This window comes from Phaeobacter italicus (assembly GCF_001258055.1).
Lineage (GTDB): Bacteria > Pseudomonadota > Alphaproteobacteria > Rhodobacterales > Rhodobacteraceae > Phaeobacter > Phaeobacter italicus.
In genome coordinates this window covers 441,928-459,829 of sequence record NZ_CVRM01000022.1, presented here as the reverse complement: position 1 = coordinate 459,829, position 17,902 = coordinate 441,928, and the positions used below count along the sequence as shown (strand labels likewise).

Below are 17,902 nucleotides of genomic sequence, written 5' to 3'. Positions count from 1 at the left end.
TCTTGACGCCAAGATAAATGAAAGGAGCCTGCCATGCAGAGCCGAGATCTGATCCTGACTGCGATCGCGCCAATCGTCTGGGGCAGCAGCTATATCGTCACAACCTCGTTCCTGCCGGAACATTCGCCACTGACCGTGGCCCTGCTGCGGGCGCTGCCTGCGGGGTTGTTGTTGCTGGTGCTGGTGCGGCAATTGCCCCCGCTCGCCTGGGTGCCCCGGCTTCTTGTGTTGGGAGCGCTGAATTTCTCGATTTTCTGGGTGCTGTTGTTCACCACCGCCTATCGCCTGCCCGGCGGGGTTGGGGCCACTTTGGGCGCGGTGCAGCCGCTGGTCGTTGTGTTTCTTTCTGCGCTGGTTCTGAAAACGCCGGTGCGCGGCGTGCAGGTGATGGCAGCTGCGCTGAGCGTGGCGGGCGTTGCCCTTTTGGTGCTGACCCCTGCTGCCAAGCTGGACACGCTGGGGGTGGTTGCCGGATTGGCCGGGGCGGTGACCATGGCGGGCGGCGTTGTGCTGAGCCGGAAATGGCAGCCGCCTGTGTCGCTCCTGACCTATACCGCATGGCAGCTGACTGCCGGTGGGCTGCTGTTGCTGCCGGTCACCATCTGGGCCCTGCCGGATATGCCGCAGTTCAGCGGGCAGAACATCCTGGGGCTGGCCTACATGAGCCTGATTGGCGGCGCGCTGACCTATGTTCTGTGGTTTCGCGGGATTGCCCGGCTGGAGCCTGCCTCGGTTTCGCTGCTTGGGGTGCTGAGCCCACTGGCGGCCGTGATCCTTGGCTGGGCCTTCATGGGCGAGGTGCTGAGCGCGAAACAGGCTCTGGGGGCGGGACTGGCGTTGTTCAGCCTGTGGCTGGGTCAGGTCAGCTGGCGCTGGCGTCCGCGCAAACCGGCCTCGGCCTGACGGCGCCGCTGCTGCACAAACGACATCAGGCCCGGTGATGCCGGGCCTGATGGGGGAAGGAAACGGTTGTCTGTGCGGTCCGGGCGGCCCGTCTCAGCGGTCGCGCCAAGGGGTGCAGGCGCGGCCAGCGTGGCAGGCCAGAACGTCGCGTGCGGCCTGACCATCTTCGTTGGAAAAGCCAAAGCCGCCGCAGGGGTTTTCCTCCAGCACCAGTTCATCACCGCGCTGTTCGAGAAAGGCCACGTAGCGCAGGCCATCCTCGGCAGAGGCACACCACGGACCAAGGCAGAGGATTTCCAGTGTCACGGGAAGCTCCACCTCGCGCTGGAAACCGCCCTCTGTCAGCAGTTTGCCACTGAGACTTGCCGGAATGGCGGTGCGCGGCGGCGTGTTGTTGGGGTCATCGCTCGGCGCTTTGGGCAGGGCCGAGGCATCAAAGCGCAGAATGCCATCGACCACGACATAGCTCTTGTCCGACTTTGACGCCTCAAGATAGCCGTCGGCAGGCCCCCAGGGCACACAGCTGAGCGCAGAGGCGGGCCCCGCCAGTGAGGCTGCGGCTGCAAGAGCGGCGGCCATGAGGGTGGCGGTGCGGGGAAGTGAGAACATGATCCAATCCTTGTCACTGCAGGGCAGATAGATGTCGGATCATAGATGGTCCTGAAATTCCTGCACGACCCGTTCGTAAACCTCGCGCTTGAACGGCACGATCTTGCTGACCAGCTGATCCACGGGCAACCAGCACCAGGTCGAAAATTCCGGATGGTCAGTGTCGATATTGACCTGATCGTCCTGCCCCAGAAAGCGCATCAGATACCATTTCTGTTCCTGCCCGCGATATTTGCCGCCCCAGAAATGCGGCACCACATCCGCAGGCAGGTCATAGGGCAGCCAGCCGTCGCTTTCGGCGATGATTTCGATCAGGTCGGGGGTGACGCCGGTTTCCTCTTCCAGCTCTCGCAGTGCGGCCAGACGCGGGTCTTCGCCCTTGTCGATGCCGCCCTGTGGCATCTGCCAGGCGTCTTTGTGTTTGTCCATGCGCTGGCCGACCCAGACGTCGCCTGCCGCGTTGATCAGCATGACGCCCACATTCGGACGGTATGGCAGGGCGGCGATCTGTTCTGGGGTCATGGGGCTCTCCATCTGTTTGTGGCTCCCTGTGTAGCGCTGCCCCCGCGTCGCGCAAGAGGTTGACGCCGCGTCTGAAGTGACAATCCCATGGCAGACAGGCAATTTTTGCCGACGACGATCAGGGAGAGTGTGATGACTGCGTACCCGAAACTGCTGGCGCCGCTGGATCTTGGCTTTACCACGCTGAAGAACCGCGTGCTGATGGGCTCCATGCATACCGGTCTGGAAGAGACCAAGGACTGGAACAGGGTTGCGGAATTCTACGCAGACCGGGCGCGCGGCGGCGTGGCCTTGATGGTGACAGGCGGCATTGGTCCGAACCTGGAAGGTTCGGTTCTGCCGGGGGCCGCGATGATGACCAGCGACGAGGATGTCGCCAACCACAGCATCGTCACCAAACGCGTGCATGATGCCGGCGGCAAGATCGCCATGCAGATCCTGCATGCGGGCCGCTATGCCTATGGGCCGAAATGCGTGGGGCCAAGCCCGGTCAAATCACCGATCTCCCCCTTCCCGCCCAATGAGCTGGACGAAGAGGGTATCGAAAAGCAGATCGCCGATATCGTGAACGCCGCTGTTCTGGCGCAGAAGGCGGGTTATGACGGTGTCGAGATCATGGGCAGCGAGGGTTATTTCCTCAACCAGTTCCTGGTGACCCATACAAACAAGCGCGAGGACCGCTGGGGCGGATCCTATCAGAACCGGATGCGCCTGCCGATCGAGGTGGTGCGCCGCACCCGCGAGGCAGTGGGCACGGATTTCATCATCATCTACCGCCTGTCGATGATCGACCTTGTGCCCAATGGCTCCACCTATGACGAGGTGGTCGAGCTGGCGCAGGAGATCGAAAAGGCCGGTGCCACCATCCTCAACACCGGCATCGGCTGGCATGAGGCGCGCATTCCCACCATTGCCACATCCGTGCCCCGCGCGGCCTTTGCCTGGGTGACGAAAAAGCTGATGGGCAAGGTGTCGATCCCGGTGATCACATCGAACCGGATCAACACGCCCGCGGTCGCCGAAGAGGTGCTGGCCGAGGGCTGCGCCGACATGGTGTCGATGGCGCGCCCGATGCTGGCAGATGCGGATTTTGTGGCCAAGGCCGAGGCGGGCAAGGCCGATCAGATCGCGCCGTGCATCGCCTGCAATCAGGCCTGTCTGGATCATACCTTTGGCGGCAAGCTGACATCCTGTCTGGTCAACCCGCGCGCCTGCCATGAGACCGAGCTGGTGCTGACCCCTGCCGAGACCAGCAAGACCATTGCCATCGTTGGCGCGGGCCCTGCGGGTCTGTCCACGGCGCTGGCGGCGGCGGAGCGCGGCCATAAGGTGACGCTGTTTGATCGCGCAGGCGAGATCGGCGGCCAGCTGAACATGGCCAAACAGGTGCCCGGCAAGGAAGAGTTCTGGGGGCTGGTGGATTGGTATCGCACCATGCTGGCGCAAAGCGACGTGACGCTGGAATTGAACCGCGAGGTATCGGCGGGTGATCTGCAGGGCTTTGACGAGGTGGTGATTGCGACGGGCGTGGTGCCGCGCGATCCGCAGATCCCCGGTCAGGACCGCGCCAATGTGGTCGATTACATCGACGTGCTGCGCCACAAGGCCGAGGTCGGCAAACGGGTGGCGGTGATCGGTGCGGGCGGCATCGGCTTTGACGTGTCGGAGTTCCTGCTGCACGCAGGCGAGAGCGCGACCGAGAACCTGCCGCTGTGGATGAAGGAATGGGGCGTGGCGGACCCGGCAGAGCACCGCGCCGGTCTGGCCCCCGAAGGCCCGCAGCCCGAGGCGCCCGCCCGCGAGGTGACGCTGTTGCAGCGCAAGGCAGAGCGCCACGGCAAGCGGCTTGGCAAGACCACCGGCTGGATCCACCGCGCCACGCTCAAGATGAAGGACGTGAATTTCGTCGGCGGCGTGAACTACGAAAAGATCGACGACGAGGGCCTGCATGTGAGCTTTGGCGAGGCGCGCGAAAACCCGACGGTGATCGCGGCCGACACGGTTGTTCTATGCGCAGGCCAGCTGTCTGAGCGCACGCTGGCAGACACGCTGGAGGCCCAGGGCACCCCCTGCCACGTGATCGGCGGCGCAGATGTCGCCGCAGAACTGGACGCAAAACGCGCAATCAACCAGGGCACACGGCTCGCCGCCAGCCTGTGATCACCGCCCCCTTTCGCGGCTCCCCCGTCCCGCCCCCTGCGGGGCGGGGTTTCTTTTTGGCGGGCCCACAGTGGGGGCTACTGTGGGGTGTGAGTGGCCGACACGAACATCCGCCGCAGGCGCTTACTGCACTCCAGTACTGGAGAGTGAGTGGTTCTTAGAGTAGGTGCGCGAGACCTGATTGGATTAGGTGCTCTCATTGAAAGCGGACATTGATAAACAGCATTCATATTCGTTGATTAAGCGGAGGTAGTAATCAAACTCAGCGATAAATTGCTATGTTTCTCCGATGAAGGACGAGCAGCCGCGAAATCGTAGACACAAAGAGACGGAGGACGTGCCTGCGACCGAGAAAAAAACTGTGCCTAGGTGGAAGCAACAGGCATTCAAGATGGTTTGGCCGCTTCACGCCCGCTATCCGAACTTCATCCCCAACCCTTATGGAGACGACAAAGCCTACTACGGGAAGCGCGATGCAGAGAGCAACGCAAAGTCGGCGCTCGATGAAGGTGTTACGCTCCGGCTGGGCTGCATCATGGTTAGTGAGATTTTCGGCCCGAATGAGATCGAGACTTTATACGACGGCCTTGAGAAGATTGGCTGGGACAGGGAAAGTCCCTCGGTTCGAGACGAATCAAACATTGACTGGCTGAAGACGCAGCGTCTCTACGGCAGCGAAGGCACGATGCCGCTCGGTTGGATTCATCGCCCCGATGACGCAAAGAAATATGTCGGCCTTCGATATACGGCGGAATTTCCGAAGTACTTCTCATCTCTTCTGGTCAATATTTCGCAGTTAACGCCTTCAACGACCTGCATGAGTGTCGGATTTGTTCTCACCGATGAGGCTGCGCTCGAATATGCCAATGCGCTAAATGAGCCCGCGAAGACGACACACGTTCCGAAGCGGCGTTCCAGAGCCTACTCGATCATGGGCGTAGAGCATGTGAAAGAAGAGCGCGTTCGGCGCATAAGGGAAAAGTACCGCAACGCCGGTATCTCTTGGCTATCGATGAACTTTCCCGGATTCTTCAGCGAGCATTGCGAAAACAGTAAATTTCCAACGGTAGAATTTTTGTCTTTGGACGGGTTCACGCCGTTCAACGAAGAGGCGCATAGAGATCGGGGCTGGGGCCACTGGTCGCGCTTCGTCAATATTGCCCATCATTTCAATAGTTGGACGTCTTCATCTGTACCGTCCTTGAGATTTTCGTTCGATGCTGGACACCGCGAAAACACGCCAAATCATATGACAGTTGCTCTGCGTTGGGATGATCTAAGCGAGGAAGACTTAAAGTTCTACAGAAGCGACTCATTGGGTAGCCGAACCTACTTCGCCAATGAACGGCTTGTCGGCATCATCGCCAGATACGCGCTTGCGGCCTATCTTCGTGAGGTGCTTCGACGCCTCAAGGAAACTCGTCAGTCCTTGTCGGCGCGTTCGAACGCGCTTCGTTCCACAAGTGAGGTCGAGAAGATTAGTGAATTCTTCAGACGATCTATCGGCGTGCCATCGATCGCGCGCGAAGTTTTGGCGCTTTCCGAGGACGATGCATCGTTCCGGTGGAACGCCACTGGTTTTACGCAGCAAAGTCATCGGGATGAAGAAAAGCCGCATGAGATTAAAGAAGGCCTGAAATCGTTTCTTGGTCTACTCTCGCGACAGCTTATTGAAGAAGATCAGGACACCCGTGAATTCCTAAACCAGCTTTCATCCGCTTTGGGCACCAAGGAAAGCATCGCGGCGCAGCAACGCATGGAAAGGGTTACCTTACTCGCATTGATTGTAGCTGTGATTTCGATGGCTGTTGCGATCTACACAGCGTTAAATACATGAAGGTTTCCAGTCGAGAACGGAGCCACTTTTCGACCAGTCTATGTAATATCTGCTTTGGTGAAGATACTCCGTAGCGTCAATCGCTGCGTTGAATGTCCGTTATGGGCTGATCGGGCCAGGAGCCGTGTCCGATCACCCCGACTTTGTAAAGCTCACTTCCAGCCCAAAGCCGTCATCGGCTATTGCTCAGGTCGCAACCGCAGCGAATGCCCGCATAGTCCGCACATCGGTCGCTTGACTGACCTTGCCCCCCGGCCCCGAAAGCGGCTGTTTGGACTTGTTTCAACCGAGTGGTGCAGGAACATCTGGCTGGTCAGCCCCGACCTGACCGTCTCTCCGCCGGGCTTCTGGGGCTGGCGAAGGGGGCGCTGGTCACTGTGTGCGGGGGGGTGCTTTGCTGTTTTGGGGATTTGCTCTGCCCCCTGTGACATCTGCCCGCCCTGCCCTCGGTTGATGTGACCTGCCCCAACCCGCGCCAATTTGCCAGAACCTGCGGTGGACCGGGGCCGGGGCATTGCGTCTTGGTGCGGGACGGGGGATGGTCTGGGCATGGCGCGCGAGACAGAGTTCACCTATGACACAGTAACACCCGCGGCGCGGCGGCATATCCGGGTGTTTCAGCTGCACCAGTTTCTTGACCGTTTCGCCATGGGCCTGACGGTTGCGGTTGCGGCCCTGGCGTTGACGGATCGGGGGATGGACCTGTTTCAGATCTCGCTGCTGTTCGGGGTTTATTCGCTCACCACCATGGCGATGGAGCTGCCTTTTGGCGGGCTTGCTGACAGGATCGGGCGCAAGCCGGTCTTCCTTGCGGCGGTTGTGGCCAGCCTGATGTCGCTGGCGCTGTTTCTGTCATCCAGCAATTTTGCCGTTCTGGCGGCGTCGTTTGGCTGTATCGGGTTCGGGCGCGCCTTGCGGTCGGGGACGCTGGATGCGTGGTTTGTCGAAACCTTCCGTGCGGCGGCGCCGCAGGTGGATGTGCAGCCTGCCCTTGCGATGGCGCAATGGGCCAATGCGATGGGTCTTGCGCTTGGTGCCGTTCTGGGCGGGCTGCTGCCCGATCTCATGCGCGCGACGGGGGTTGGGTTCGGGATCAGCATCTATGATGTGTCCTATGCGGCGAGCTTTGCCGTGATGCTGATCGTGCTGGTCTACACCATGCTGGCCATCCACGAAGCGCCACGACCGCTGAGCGCCCGCGCCCTTGGTCAGGGGATCGGATCGCTGCCCTCGGTGATGGCTGAGGCTGGCCTGCTGGCAGTAAGACACCCCAGCCTTTCCATGCTTCTGGCGGCTTTGGCGCTGTTTTTGATGGCAACCAACCCGGTCGAGGTGATCTGGCCCACATATGCCAAGCCAATGCTGGATGCAGGTTTTGCCAACAGCATGATCGGGGGGCTGACGGCGGTTTATTTTTTCTCTGTCGCGTTTGGTGCGTCACTGGCTGCGCGGATCAGCCGCCTGTTCAAACGCCGCCACGCGGTGACCCTTGCGGCGCTGTTCACGGCGCTTGCGGCCGTTCAGCTGGCCCTTGCCCTGCAGGGGGGCATCGTGGGGTTTGTGGGGGTCTTTGTCGTCTTTGCCATCCTGCTGGGCGCGAGCGAGACCCCGGCGAGCACCATCCTGCACGGCTGTGTGGAAGACCGTCAGCGATCCACCCTGCTGTCGCTGCGATCCCTGATCCAGCAGCTGGGGGCCGCGGTCGGGCTGGTTCTGGCCGGGGCGATTGCCGAGGGGTCTTCCACCACGGTCGCCTGGAGCGTGGGTGCCGTCTGTCTGCTGGTGGCGGCGGTGCTGTGCGTGGTGCTGGCAAGACGACTGGCTGCCGGGACACGTTGAGCGCGTTACCAGCCATCCTGCGACCGCGGGGCTGCGGGATCGGCCGCGGTGGATCCCCCACAGGTGAGGCAGCTGTCTGCACCGGCCTGCGCCGGTTCGACCAAAATGGTGATCTCGGCCACAGGGGTCACGTGACCCGCCGCTTGCAGGCCCAGCTGATGCAGACCTGTCGGCAGATCGAGGGTGCGGCTGGTGTGCCCGGCGGGCAGCGGTGTCCTGTCCAGCGGCATATGGTTCAGCGTCAGGTGATACGTGCCCGCCTGCGGGATCTGCAGAGTGAGCGTCGCGGGGCTCGACAGGATGTCACCATCCTGGGGGCTCAGGATCCTGGGTGGCCCGGCCTGATCGGCAGAGCCTGCGCCCGCCGTCAGAGCGAGGACAAGGGAGAGGGCAAGAGCGCTGGCAGCTCCTGTCCCCTTCCCTCTCCCCCTTGCTATCCCGGTGGGCCGCAAGTGTTTCACGTGGCAACAGGATCATGCACCGCGCGGGCATCTGCCGGGGCCTGATCGCGCCGGGTCATGCCGTAGTCGCGCAGCACAGCGGCCACCCGCAGCCGGTAGTCGCTGAACACGCTTTCGCGGCCCTCTGTCTGGCCTGCGCGATGCGCGCTGAGGGAGCGCCAGTTGGCCACGGCCTCCTCGCTTTCCCAGAACGACAGCGACAAGAGCTTGCCCGGTGTTGTCAGGCTCTGAAACCGTTCGACAGAGATGAAACCCTCCACCTCTTCCAACAGCGGCTTCAGACCGGCGGCGATGTCGAGGTAGCGCTCGCGCGCGCCCTCCTTGATTTCGACCTCGAAGATCACGGCAATCATTGATGCCCCCCTTGATGGCGGTGGATGTGTCGCTGCTGGCAGCAGACTGAGGAAACGCACATGGTCGGTTCTGTCAGCTGTCCGAGACCTTCTTAAGCCATGTGCGATCCTCGCGCAGGATGAATTTGCGGTCCTGCGCAAAGGCATAGTTTTCCTGCCCCAGCGGATCAGCCGCAAGGCGCGCGCGATAGGCTTCGTATGTGGCCAGATCCGCCACATCATAGATACCGTAGGCCAGCGTAGACGAGCCCTCATGCGGGGCGAAATAGCCGATCAGATTGGCGCCACAGCGCGGAATGGCCTGCCCCCAGTTGCGGGCATAGGTGGTGAAGTCGTCCCGCTTGGTCGGGTCGATCTGGTAGCGGATAACACAGGTCAGCATCGGGGATTCCTTTGTTGATGACTGCCCCGATGACTAGCGGTTCGACCCGGCCAGACGGTTCGCCCTGTATCTAACTGTGCCGTTACTCGACGCGGATGGTGATGACGTCGGACATGATGGGCCGCGCATGAGGCACATGACCGGCATCCCCCAGAACCAGCTGGAGCGTGTGTTCGCCCGGTGCCAGTTCCAATGTGGTTTCCGTCTGGCCACCACCGAAGTGCAGGTGGTTTTCATCCGACGGCAGACCATAGGCCAGCTCATCCGCGCCATCCTCTCCCTCTCCAAGGGGCGGGCGGTCGATCAGCAGGTGGTGGTGGCCGGTGTTTTCCTTTTCCGTGCCAGCCGGTGCCACCCCCATGCCCCGCAGGCCAAAGACCACGGTGACGGGTGAGGACACGATATCGCCGTCCTTGGGTGACACGAAATAGACGCTGGCGCCATCTGGGGACGGCGTTGTGCCGCCGGTGATCCCCGCGGACGGAGACAAAGCAGCCGCCGCAATCGCAGCCGCGCGCATGGCCCGCCACATGGGCTGGGCAGAGACGATGGATATCATAACAGATCCTCCCATTTACAAACAGACAGCCAAGTGTAGCACAGCTGCCCCCGGCCAAGGGCAAAGCATAACAGGTTCACAATTTCCCTTGTTCGCCGCGCAGGATCTGGTGATGGTCCCAATGCGGGCCTGCGGTTCAGCGCAGCCGCCACATAAGGTCGGTGCGGGACATGGTGTTTCTGGTCATTTTGATGGGGCTGACGCCCAGTTTTCTGATGGTGGGCCTTGGCGGGCTGTTGCGTCGGCGGTTGTCTCCCGAGGCCTGGCAGGGACTGGACCGGCTGAATTTTGAAGTGCTGTTTCCGGCGCTGTTGTTCTTTGCCGCCTGTGGCAGGCCGATCACCTTTGGCGATCTGGGCCGCATTGGCCCTGCGGTCTGGGCGGTTCTGTTGCTGGCGCTGGCTCTGGGTGTGGTGGCGCGCGGGTTCGGGCCTAAGAGGTTTCTGGATTTTGCAGGCGCGTGGCAGACGGCCTGGCGGTTCAATTCTGCCATCGCCTTTGTTGCGGTGCAGACGGTGGGGCCGGATCTGACCGGGCAGATGGCGGTGGCGATCGGCATGGCGGTGCCTGTTGCCAATGTGCTGGCGGTCACGGCCCTGTCGCGGGGCGGTAGTCTGTCGCTGGGTCAGACCCTTTTGAAAATAGCGCTCAACCCCTTTTTGATTGCCTCTGTCGCAGGGGTCGCCGTGGGGCTGTCGGACTACAAACTGCCCGACCCGATCCTTGCACCGGCAGAGATGCTGGCGCAGGCGGCCATTCCGATTGCCTTGTTGTCGATCGGGGCCACGATGAACTGGGAGGCGCTGGCCCGGCTCAATGCCTTTCATGGCTATCTCTGCCTTGTGCGGTTGGTGCTGGTGCCGCTTGTGGTGTTTCTGGCCTGTGTCAGCCTGCCGGTCGCGGACGATCTGGCGGCGGTGTTGATCCTGTTTGCGGCCCTGCCGACGGCTTCGGCTGCGCATGTTCTGGCGTCCGCCTTCGGCGCGGACCGGGAGCTGGCGGCAACGTTGATTGCCCAGTCCACCCTGCTGAGCGCGCTGAGCCTGCCTGCATGGATCCTGCTGATCAAGCTGGTGTTTCAGACAGGTTAACCGCCTGAAAACTGGCACATCTCCTGGCAGGCCCCGGTGTTTCCGCTGCGCGAACGATCCCTGTAAAACCCTGCAATTATCCCACAGTTGCCCCCTTCTTGCCCGATTTGGCGATCATCACTGGTGTCCGACACGATAATTCGAGGACGCGAGAACATGGACCGACTGACCGAAATGGAGGCCTTCGCCAATGTGGTGGATCAGGGCGGCTTTACCGATGCGGCCAAGAAGATGGGCATCTCGAAATCCGCGGTGTCCAAACATGTTTCCAGCCTTGAGGCCCGGTTGGGCGCGCGGCTGCTGAACCGGACAACCCGGCGCGTGTCGCCCACCGAGATTGGCCTGGCCTATTACGACCGCGCCCGCCGCGTGTTGAATGATGCGGGCGAAGCGGATGCGCTGGTTACCTCCATGCAGTCGGCGCCTTCGGGATTGCTGCGCATTTCGGTTGCGACGGATTTTGGCGTCAACCACCTGTCGCCTGTCCTGTCGGATTTCCTGCGGGACTACCCGGAAATCACCGTCAACATGGTGTTGAACAACCGCTATGTGGAACTGATCTCCGAAGGCTTTGACATGGCCCTGCGGATTGGTGAGCTGGAAGACAGCTCTTTGCGGGCGCGCAAGCTGACGGAGACCACCAAGCGGATGATCGCCTCTCCTGCCTATCTGGAGAAGTTTGGCCGCCCGCAGAAGATTGACGATCTGAACACCCACAAGCTGCTCCATTACTCGAACCAATCGAGCGGCAGCATGTGGAAGATCACTGCGCCGTCGGGCGAGAAGCGTCAGGTGCGCACCTCTGGCTGGTTGTCGGTGAATGACGGGCAGTCGCTGCTGAATGCCGCGATCTCCGGGCTCGGCATCGCCTATCTGCCCAGCTATCTTTATTCCGATGCGATGGCGGAGGGGCTGGTCGAGGATGTGATGCCATCGCTGCCGCGCGAAACCCAAGGGATCTATGCGGTCTATCCGCCCGGTCGGTTTACCCAGCCCAAAGTGCGCGCCTTCATTGATTTCCTGGCCGAGGCCTTTGCCGAAAAGGAAGGCATCAACTGGTAAGGCGTTGACAGGCAGAGCTGTCACACCTGTAGAGATTTGAAACCCGCACGGCGCCCGCTGTGCGGGTTTTGTCTTGTCCGCGCGCGGCCCCCACGTCTGCATTGCCTCAATTCCGCTTTGATCGCGCCATGCTGATTTCGGAATCCCCGGCCACAAGGGACGCAGAGGATGACCAACACCCGCCATTTTACGGCCACCACGTGTTACGGTGCCAAGCCAAAGCATTGCCATGACCACGATCAACATTGCCCGCCAGGACGGCACCCCCAGAGAGACCGCCCATACCGTGCGCGAAGACACCTCGTCGCGCGGGGTGGATCTGGACGGCGCGCAGGTCACGGTTGTCTACACGGATGGCACCAGCGAAACCCTGACCTGGCAGGCGCTGGACCCCTACACCACGGGCGGGGCGACTGGCGAGAACATCGATATGTTCTTTGGTTTCAGCTGGCACGAGCTGAGCGCGACCAAACCGATTGCGTCGCTTGAGATCGATCTGGCCCCGGCAAATTCGGTCTTTGACACCACATTTGCGATGGATGATGACCCGGCCGGGGGATCGACGCCCACATCAAAGAACGGCTTTCCCTTCAAGCTGGCGCCGGAATACGAGGATCTGGCAGGCACGATCACTGCGACCTATTCCGACATCGTGAATTTCGAGGGCAGCGCGGCGGTCGGGGATCTTTACACCACCATGACCATCGACTTTACCGGCCTTGAAGGGGGCGGGTTTGTTGGGGATCTGCAGTGGAATTCCGACATTGATACCCTCACCGGGCCCTACAAGGACAGCACACCTCCGCCCTGTTTTGTGGCCGGGACGCTGATTGCAACGGATCTGGGGCTGTTGCCGGTCGAGACGTTGGAGATCGGCGCGCTTGTGGCGACCCGCGACCACGGGTTGCAGCCGCTGCGCTGGATCGGGCGCAGCCGACGCCGCGCGCTGGGGCGGGACGCGCCGGTTGTCTTTGCCGCAAATGCGCTGGGTCGGCATCAGCGGATTGCGCTGTCGCCCAACCACCGGGTGCTGATCGCCTCGGAGCGGGCAGAGCTGCTGTTTGGCCAATCCGAAGTGCTGGTCAAGGCCAAGGATCTGGTCAATGACGGCACGATCCGGGTGCAGGCGGACGGCGCAGAGATCACCTATGTGCACCTGCTGTTTGACCGCCACGAGATCCTGACCGGCAACGGTCTGGACAGCGAGAGCTATCACCCCGGCCTGCAGACGCGCGCCTCTTTTGATGCGGCAACCGAGGATGAGGTGCTGCGGCTGTTTGGCGATCAGGGCGACTATGGCCCGACCGCGCGCATGGTTTTGAAATCACACGAGATTGGGCTTGTGCTGCCTGCCTAGCGCGGGATCAGCACCACTTCGACGCGGCGGTTTGCTTCGCGCCCTGCAGGGGTCTGATTGCTGGTCAGCGGGGCCATGTAGCCCGCACCGGCCACAGCAATCCTTGCGCGGTCGACTGTGCTGTCCTCGAGCAAGCGGCGGCGCACAGCATCGGCGCGGCGTTCCGAGATTGCGATATTCTGATCCAGCGAGCCCACGGTGTCGGTGTGCCCCACCAGCAGAATGTCAAACTCCGTGTTGTCCTGCAGAAAGCTGCTGAGGGCCACGAGGCTGTCATAGGGTTTTGCGCCCAGTTCAACGGCGCCGGTTTCAAACTCCAGATCCCCCAGAACCGCATGGCCCGATTGGGTCAGGCGTGTGATCAGATCCGCCTCGCCAATCAGCGCAGGCTGTGGCGGCGGGCCTTCTGTCGTATCATCCGGGGCGATCACCACCCCGGTGCCGGTTGCGGCGGTGGTTGGTGTCACCTCGATCACCTGCACATAGGTGGCATTTCCAGAGCGCGACACCAAAAGGGTCACGATGCGCCCATCGGGGTGTTCTGCCGACAGGAAACTGTAATTGCTGATATCCACGGCCATATCCGGCGCGGGGATCACTTCGATTGCGAAACGGAAGTCGAAACCGCCGCAGGTTTGGGCCGGGCATTGATAGAGCGGTTCAAACCCCGCCTCGACCAGCTGCGCGCGCAGCGGGGCCAGAACCTGCAGTACGGTGGCATCGCCAGACAGCCGCCAGCTGCGACGCAGGATACGACCTTCGACCTCGCGGGTGGGAACACCGATACCCAGATGACCGCCGGTGCTGCCGTTGACCGGGCCAAGGGGAACCGCATAGGTGCCTAGCGCAGTGGGCCGCTCTGCCAGTTGGCGTGCGCCGACCGGTAGCTCTACCCCTTGGGCATGGGCCGGAATGCCCGCAAGGCTGAAGGCTGCGAGCCAAGCCGTGGTGCCAAACAGGCGCCATTGGCGAAAAGAGGAGAGCGGCGTCATGAAGTCAGCCCGGCTTTTGGATCAGTCGCGGAATTGCGCGTGGTATTCGTCATTGGGCACCATGCCCGTGGCGCTGGCGACGCGGTTGGACATGTTGAAGAAACCCGTGACATTGGCGATGTCCCAGATATCGCGATCGCTAAAGCCGTGGTCGCGCAGGATCTGGCGGTCGGCCTCTTCGATTTCGGCGCTGGCCTTGGTTGCTTTGGCCGCAAAGTCCAGCATGGCCCGCTGGCGCGGTTCGATTGGCGCGACGCGGTAGTTCATCACCAGCATTTCGCCCAGCTTTGGGTCGCCAGACTGCTGGCGCACCGCCGCGCCGTGGGCGACAAGGCAGTAAAAGCAGCTGTTGATGGAGGAGACCACCACCGCGATCATCTCGCGCTCCAGCTTGCTCAGCCCGCTGTCGGCCAGCATCAGGTCATTGTACATCGCGGTGAACGCATTGAGCTTGTCGATGTCAAAGGCATTGGCCCGCAGCACGTTGGGCACCATGCCCAGCTTGTCCTGACAGATGTCGAAATACTTCTGCGTTTCAGGCGGCAGCGGATCCACCATCGGCAGGTCAAGCGCGGTTGGGGCATCGGTGTTGCGGGTCATCGGTTACACTCCCTCTGGGTTGTGCCGATAGTGGTAACGCCCCGCCACGGTCATGCCAAGTGAGGCATAAAGACCATTGGCGCCCTCATTGGCCTTGGTGCAAAGAACCGCCAATTCCTGCGCGCCCTGTTCGGCCGCCCAACGCGCAGCACGGCGCATCAGCCATGCGGCCATCCCCTTGCGCCGCTGATGCGGCAGGATTTCCAGCGCATGCACCATCGCCACCCCGTCGTGGATGGCAAGGAAACCGGTGCCTGCCGGGCTGTCATCCCAGCGCCCCAGGAGCGCCGTTTTGGGCCCCTTGGCCCGCTGCATCACGGCAAAGCGTTCCGGGCCGATGCCGCCCTGCGCCCAGATTTCGTGCTGGATCGCCAGTGGCTCCCAGACGCAGAAGGCGGTGACGGGCGGGATGTCGATGTCACAGAGGTGATCGGCCGGGCAAGTCCAGAGCACCACGGGATCCTTGACCACATAGCCACGTGCCGCCAGCTGTGCGTCCAGACTGTCTTCGCCGTCGCGGATCATGAAGAGCGGGTCCTGCCCCATCTCTCTCATGGCGGTCTCGGCTGTTGCGATTTCTGTCTCTGTCGCGGTGCCGCCCTCGACTGTGGCGGCAGAGACCCGGCTGCCGCCCCCCTGCCCTTCGCGCAGGGTCACGGGGCCGAGGGAAAAGCTGCGATAGCAGGGCCAGGTGCCTTCGGTGACGGCGTAGTATTTCGGGTCGGTCTGCACGTCAGCGCCGTGCGATCCTGCGCCACTCACAGGCCAAGATCCCGCGCCAATTGGGTCATGGCGGCATCCACCCGTGCCCCATCAGACCCCCGCACCACGACATTCGCGCCAAAGGCGCCATTGTGCTGGAACGGGTAACATCCGATCGACAGATCATCGAATGCATCGGCAACCGCGGTGAGAATGGGGGCGATATCGCCTTCGCCACGCTCGACCCGCAGGGTTTGTGACAGAAGCGGCGCACCGCCTGTCAGCGTCGGCAGCACAGAGGCCACCATGGCCTGAAACACACTGGGCACACCGGCCATCACATGCACGTTGCGCAGCGTAAAGCCCGGCGCGGTCGAGACAGGATTGTCGATCAGCGTGGCCCCATCGGGGATACGCGCCATCCGCAGACGGGCGGCGTTCAGCTCCTGCCCGGATTTATCGTAATGGGCCTGCAACAGAGCCCGCGCGTCATCACGCACATCCAGATGCACGTCAAAGGCCTTGCTGATGCAATCCGCTGTGATGTCATCATGGGTCGGCCCGATACCACCGCTGGTAAACACATGGTCGAAACTGTTGGACAAGGATGTCACGGCGGCGATGATCGCGGCCTCATCGTCGCTGACGATGCGCACTTCCTTGAGATCGATACCGTGTTTGGTCAGCTCTCCCGCGAGGAAGTACATATTGGCATCACGGGTGCGCCCGGACAGGATTTCGTCTCCGATCACCAGCATGGCTGCGGTTGGGTTTGCCATTTGCCTTTCCTCCTCTTGATCCAAGTCTAGGGCAGGTATAGGCCCTGTGCCATGCGCTTTCCAACCCCTCTCCTCCGTGCCAGGCTGATCCGCCGCTACAAGCGGTTTCTTGCGGACTGCGAGCTGCCTGACGGGCGCGAAGTGACCGCCCATTGTGCAAACCCCGGCTCCATGATGGGGCTCGCGGAACCGGGCAGCATCGTTTGGCTGGAACCCAACGACGATCCGAAGAAAAAGCTGAAGTACGGCTGGCGTCTGGTCGAGGTTCGTGGCGGCACGCTGGTGGGTGTGGACACATCTGTTCCGAACCGGGCGCTGAAAACCGCGCTGGAGGCGCGTCAGATCGCGCCGCTCGCCGCCTATGAAACGGTGCGGGCAGAGGTGAAATATGCCGAAAAAAGCCGGATTGATTTTTTGCTGAGCCAGCCCGGCCTGCCCGACTGCTATGTGGAGGTCAAAAGCGTCACGCTATCGCGCACAGCCGGTCTGGCGGAGTTTCCGGACAGTGTGACAGCGCGGGGAGCCAAGCATTTGGGCAATCTTGCGCAGATGTGCCGTGCCGGTCATCGCGCGGTGCTGCTGTATCTGGTGCAGCGGGGCGATTGTGACCGCTTTGCCATCGCGCGCGACATTGACCCGGCCTATGGCGCGGCCTGGGATGAGGCCGCAGCAGCAGGTGTGGAGCGACTGGTGATTTCGACCTCGATCACATCCGAAGCGGTCGAAATCGCCCAGCCGATTGTCGCGGAGTAGTGGGATCAGGCGGCTGCGTCCGCCTCGCCCTTGGCGGTCTGCTCTGCCGCGTCCCCGTCGGCGGTTGCGTTTTCGTGGATCACGGTGCGGGTCGGGAACGGGATGTCCACGCCTGCCTCATCCAGCGCCTCTTTGACCTTGCGCTTCATGTCGGCCTGATACTGGAAATACTCTGCCGCATCGACCCAGACACGCACCAGGAAATCAACCGAACTGCTGTTCAGAGTGTTGACCTGAATGAACGGTTCCGGCTCTGCGTGTGAGCGGCTGTCGGACATGATCGTGTCGCGGATCACCTGCTCTGCCGTGGCAAGGTTTGCCCCATAGCCAACCCCGAATGTCCACTCTGCGCGGCGGGTGTCGTATTCGGAATAATTGGTGATCGTGTTGCCCCAGACCTCGGAATTGGGAATGATCACCTTGAGGTTCGACAGGCTGGCAATCACGGTGTTGTTCAGGGTGATGTCCTTGACCGTGCCCATTTCGCCGTTCACGTCGATGAAATCCCCCAGCTTGAAGGGGCGGAACAGGATGATCATCACGCCGGCCGCCACATTGGACAGCGCGCCTTGCATCGCAAGGCCGATTGCCAGACCGGCAGCACCGATTGCGGCGATGATCGAGGTGGTCTGGACCCCGAATGTGTTCAGCACGAAAAGAACCGCAAAGGCGAGCACGACATAGCGCGCCACCGTGCCAAGGAAGTGAAACAGCGTCGTGTCGAGGCTGGCGTGGCTGTCGCCCAGCCGCACGATGCGCCGTTTGACCCAGCTTGCGACGATGAACCCGGCCACGAGGATCACGACAGCCGCGAGAACATTGCCCATCAGCTCTGCCAGAAACTCAAGCGTGATGAGGTCTGACAGCGTCTTGCCGTTGTAGATTTCGGTGTTCATCAGGCTCTGCAATGCTTCCATCCCATATGTTCCTTTTCGTTGTTT

At 61.8% G+C, this 17,902-nt stretch carries 19 protein-coding genes; 8 read left to right on the top strand and 11 right to left on the bottom strand.

What is annotated here, in order from left to right:
- The first annotated feature begins 33 nt into the window (after window positions 1-33).
- The gene (locus NIT7645_RS11010; protein WP_008563141.1) at window positions 34-903 is read left to right on the top strand and encodes an EamA family transporter; all 870 of its coding nucleotides are present in this window, start codon (window positions 34-36) and stop codon (window positions 901-903) included.
- A gap of 93 nt (window positions 904-996) precedes the next feature.
- On the opposite strand, the gene NIT7645_RS11005 is transcribed toward NIT7645_RS11010, so the two are convergent.
- Window positions 997-1,512 (bottom strand): hypothetical protein, encoded by a 516-nt coding sequence (locus tag NIT7645_RS11005; RefSeq protein WP_008560195.1) that lies wholly within the window; start codon window positions 1,510-1,512, stop codon window positions 997-999.
- Between the two features lie 39 nt (window positions 1,513-1,551).
- On the bottom strand, window positions 1,552-2,034 hold the full coding sequence (locus NIT7645_RS11000; protein WP_008560404.1) for an RNA pyrophosphohydrolase: 483 nt from the start codon (window positions 2,032-2,034) through the stop codon (window positions 1,552-1,554).
- Between the two features lie 132 nt (window positions 2,035-2,166).
- On the opposite strand from NIT7645_RS11000, the gene NIT7645_RS10995 reads away from it, so the two are divergent.
- The 3 genes from NIT7645_RS10995 (at window position 2,167) to NIT7645_RS10985 (ending at window position 7,870) form a co-directional block, all read left to right on the top strand.
- Complete coding sequence (locus NIT7645_RS10995) at window positions 2,167-4,194, top strand: NADPH-dependent 2,4-dienoyl-CoA reductase (RefSeq protein WP_008561761.1); 2,028 nt, start codon at window positions 2,167-2,169, stop codon at window positions 4,192-4,194.
- 289 nt (window positions 4,195-4,483) lie between these two features.
- Window positions 4,484-6,031 carry a hypothetical protein gene (locus tag NIT7645_RS10990; RefSeq protein ID WP_008563221.1) on the top strand — a complete coding sequence of 516 codons (1,548 nt, stop codon included), beginning with the start codon at window positions 4,484-4,486 and terminating at the stop codon, window positions 6,029-6,031.
- A gap of 549 nt (window positions 6,032-6,580) precedes the next feature.
- Window positions 6,581-7,870 (top strand): MFS transporter, encoded by a 1,290-nt coding sequence (locus NIT7645_RS10985; protein WP_037302674.1) that lies wholly within the window; start codon window positions 6,581-6,583, stop codon window positions 7,868-7,870.
- A 5-nt stretch (window positions 7,871-7,875) separates the two neighbouring features.
- Here the strand turns inward: NIT7645_RS10985 and NIT7645_RS19450 are convergent, their stop codons facing one another.
- The 4 genes from NIT7645_RS19450 to NIT7645_RS10965 all read right to left on the bottom strand — a co-directional run bounded on the left by NIT7645_RS19450 (window position 7,876) and on the right by NIT7645_RS10965 (window position 9,625).
- Window positions 7,876-8,331 carry a hypothetical protein gene (locus NIT7645_RS19450; protein ID WP_131724149.1) on the bottom strand — a complete coding sequence of 152 codons (456 nt, stop codon included), beginning with the start codon at window positions 8,329-8,331 and terminating at the stop codon, window positions 7,876-7,878.
- Window positions 8,328-8,684: an antibiotic biosynthesis monooxygenase family protein gene (locus NIT7645_RS10975; protein ID WP_008562096.1), complete on the bottom strand. Its 357-nt coding sequence runs from the start codon at window positions 8,682-8,684 to the stop codon at window positions 8,328-8,330. Before NIT7645_RS10975 ends, NIT7645_RS19450 begins: the two co-directional genes overlap by 4 nt.
- Window positions 8,685-8,757: 73 nt before the next feature.
- Window positions 8,758-9,066: an NIPSNAP family protein gene (locus tag NIT7645_RS10970; RefSeq protein ID WP_008561547.1), complete on the bottom strand. Its 309-nt coding sequence runs from the start codon at window positions 9,064-9,066 to the stop codon at window positions 8,758-8,760.
- A gap of 82 nt (window positions 9,067-9,148) precedes the next feature.
- Complete coding sequence (locus NIT7645_RS10965; RefSeq protein WP_242656122.1) at window positions 9,149-9,625, bottom strand: DUF4399 domain-containing protein; 477 nt, start codon at window positions 9,623-9,625, stop codon at window positions 9,149-9,151.
- A gap of 170 nt (window positions 9,626-9,795) precedes the next feature.
- On the opposite strand from NIT7645_RS10965, the gene NIT7645_RS10960 reads away from it, so the two are divergent.
- From NIT7645_RS10960 to NIT7645_RS10950, 3 genes are all read left to right on the top strand, one after another.
- Window positions 9,796-10,716 (top strand): AEC family transporter, encoded by a 921-nt coding sequence (locus NIT7645_RS10960; RefSeq protein ID WP_037302673.1) that lies wholly within the window; start codon window positions 9,796-9,798, stop codon window positions 10,714-10,716.
- Between the two features lie 156 nt (window positions 10,717-10,872).
- Window positions 10,873-11,778, top strand: coding sequence for a LysR family transcriptional regulator (locus NIT7645_RS10955; protein ID WP_008560556.1), 906 nt, complete (start codon window positions 10,873-10,875; stop codon window positions 11,776-11,778).
- A gap of 229 nt (window positions 11,779-12,007) precedes the next feature.
- Complete coding sequence (locus NIT7645_RS10950) at window positions 12,008-13,135, top strand: Hint domain-containing protein (protein WP_008561470.1); 1,128 nt, start codon at window positions 12,008-12,010, stop codon at window positions 13,133-13,135.
- On the opposite strand, the gene NIT7645_RS10945 is transcribed toward NIT7645_RS10950, so the two are convergent.
- Genes NIT7645_RS10945 through NIT7645_RS10930 form a run of 4 tightly spaced genes read right to left on the bottom strand, consistent with a single transcriptional unit; the run spans window position 13,132 to window position 16,208 of the window.
- Window positions 13,132-14,127 carry an OmpA family protein gene (locus tag NIT7645_RS10945; RefSeq protein ID WP_008562341.1) on the bottom strand — a complete coding sequence of 332 codons (996 nt, stop codon included), beginning with the start codon at window positions 14,125-14,127 and terminating at the stop codon, window positions 13,132-13,134. The genes NIT7645_RS10950 and NIT7645_RS10945 overlap by 4 nt on opposite strands.
- 21 nt (window positions 14,128-14,148) lie before the next feature.
- Window positions 14,149-14,727, bottom strand: a complete 579-nt coding sequence (locus NIT7645_RS10940) for a peroxidase-related enzyme (protein WP_050687057.1) — start codon at window positions 14,725-14,727, stop codon at window positions 14,149-14,151.
- A gap of 3 nt (window positions 14,728-14,730) precedes the next feature.
- Window positions 14,731-15,489 carry a GNAT family N-acetyltransferase gene (locus NIT7645_RS10935; RefSeq protein WP_008560015.1) on the bottom strand — a complete coding sequence of 253 codons (759 nt, stop codon included), beginning with the start codon at window positions 15,487-15,489 and terminating at the stop codon, window positions 14,731-14,733.
- Window positions 15,486-16,208 carry a competence/damage-inducible protein A gene (locus NIT7645_RS10930; RefSeq protein WP_008558956.1) on the bottom strand — a complete coding sequence of 241 codons (723 nt, stop codon included), beginning with the start codon at window positions 16,206-16,208 and terminating at the stop codon, window positions 15,486-15,488. Before NIT7645_RS10930 ends, NIT7645_RS10935 begins: the two co-directional genes overlap by 4 nt.
- A 51-nt stretch (window positions 16,209-16,259) precedes the next feature.
- Here NIT7645_RS10930 and sfsA point away from each other — a divergent pair, with 51 nt between their 5' ends.
- On the top strand, window positions 16,260-16,961 hold the full coding sequence (sfsA, locus tag NIT7645_RS10925) for a DNA/RNA nuclease SfsA (protein ID WP_008560588.1): 702 nt from the start codon (window positions 16,260-16,262) through the stop codon (window positions 16,959-16,961).
- A gap of 5 nt (window positions 16,962-16,966) precedes the next feature.
- Here sfsA and NIT7645_RS10920 read toward each other — a convergent pair whose 3' ends face one another.
- Complete coding sequence (locus tag NIT7645_RS10920; protein ID WP_008562638.1) at window positions 16,967-17,878, bottom strand: mechanosensitive ion channel family protein; 912 nt, start codon at window positions 17,876-17,878, stop codon at window positions 16,967-16,969.
- Window positions 17,879-17,902 lie beyond the last annotated feature (24 nt).

Excerpts from the sequence above, each read along its gene's own strand:
- NIT7645_RS11010 (WP_008563141.1), top strand. The coding sequence starts at position 34 with ATGCAGAGCCGAGATCTGATCCTGACTGCGATCGCGCCAATCGTCTGG.
- NIT7645_RS11005 (WP_008560195.1), bottom strand. The coding sequence starts at position 1,512 with ATGTTCTCACTTCCCCGCACCGCCACCCTCATGGCCGCCGCTCTTGCA.
- NIT7645_RS11000 (WP_008560404.1), bottom strand. The coding sequence starts at position 2,034 with ATGACCCCAGAACAGATCGCCGCCCTGCCATACCGTCCGAATGTGGGC.
- NIT7645_RS10995 (WP_008561761.1), top strand. The coding sequence starts at position 2,167 with ATGACTGCGTACCCGAAACTGCTGGCGCCGCTGGATCTTGGCTTTACC.
- NIT7645_RS10990 (WP_008563221.1), top strand. The coding sequence starts at position 4,484 with ATGAAGGACGAGCAGCCGCGAAATCGTAGACACAAAGAGACGGAGGAC.
- NIT7645_RS10985 (WP_037302674.1), top strand. The coding sequence starts at position 6,581 with ATGGCGCGCGAGACAGAGTTCACCTATGACACAGTAACACCCGCGGCG.
- NIT7645_RS10975 (WP_008562096.1), bottom strand. The coding sequence starts at position 8,684 with ATGATTGCCGTGATCTTCGAGGTCGAAATCAAGGAGGGCGCGCGCGAG.
- NIT7645_RS10970 (WP_008561547.1), bottom strand. The coding sequence starts at position 9,066 with ATGCTGACCTGTGTTATCCGCTACCAGATCGACCCGACCAAGCGGGAC.
- NIT7645_RS10965 (WP_242656122.1), bottom strand. The coding sequence starts at position 9,625 with ATGATATCCATCGTCTCTGCCCAGCCCATGTGGCGGGCCATGCGCGCG.
- NIT7645_RS10960 (WP_037302673.1), top strand. The coding sequence starts at position 9,796 with ATGGTGTTTCTGGTCATTTTGATGGGGCTGACGCCCAGTTTTCTGATG.
- NIT7645_RS10955 (WP_008560556.1), top strand. The coding sequence starts at position 10,873 with ATGGACCGACTGACCGAAATGGAGGCCTTCGCCAATGTGGTGGATCAG.
- NIT7645_RS10950 (WP_008561470.1), top strand. The coding sequence starts at position 12,008 with ATGACCACGATCAACATTGCCCGCCAGGACGGCACCCCCAGAGAGACC.
- NIT7645_RS10945 (WP_008562341.1), bottom strand. The coding sequence starts at position 14,127 with ATGACGCCGCTCTCCTCTTTTCGCCAATGGCGCCTGTTTGGCACCACG.
- NIT7645_RS10940 (WP_050687057.1), bottom strand. The coding sequence starts at position 14,727 with ATGACCCGCAACACCGATGCCCCAACCGCGCTTGACCTGCCGATGGTG.
- NIT7645_RS10930 (WP_008558956.1), bottom strand. The coding sequence starts at position 16,208 with ATGGCAAACCCAACCGCAGCCATGCTGGTGATCGGAGACGAAATCCTG.
- sfsA (WP_008560588.1), top strand. The coding sequence starts at position 16,260 with ATGCGCTTTCCAACCCCTCTCCTCCGTGCCAGGCTGATCCGCCGCTAC.
- NIT7645_RS10920 (WP_008562638.1), bottom strand. The coding sequence starts at position 17,878 with ATGGAAGCATTGCAGAGCCTGATGAACACCGAAATCTACAACGGCAAG.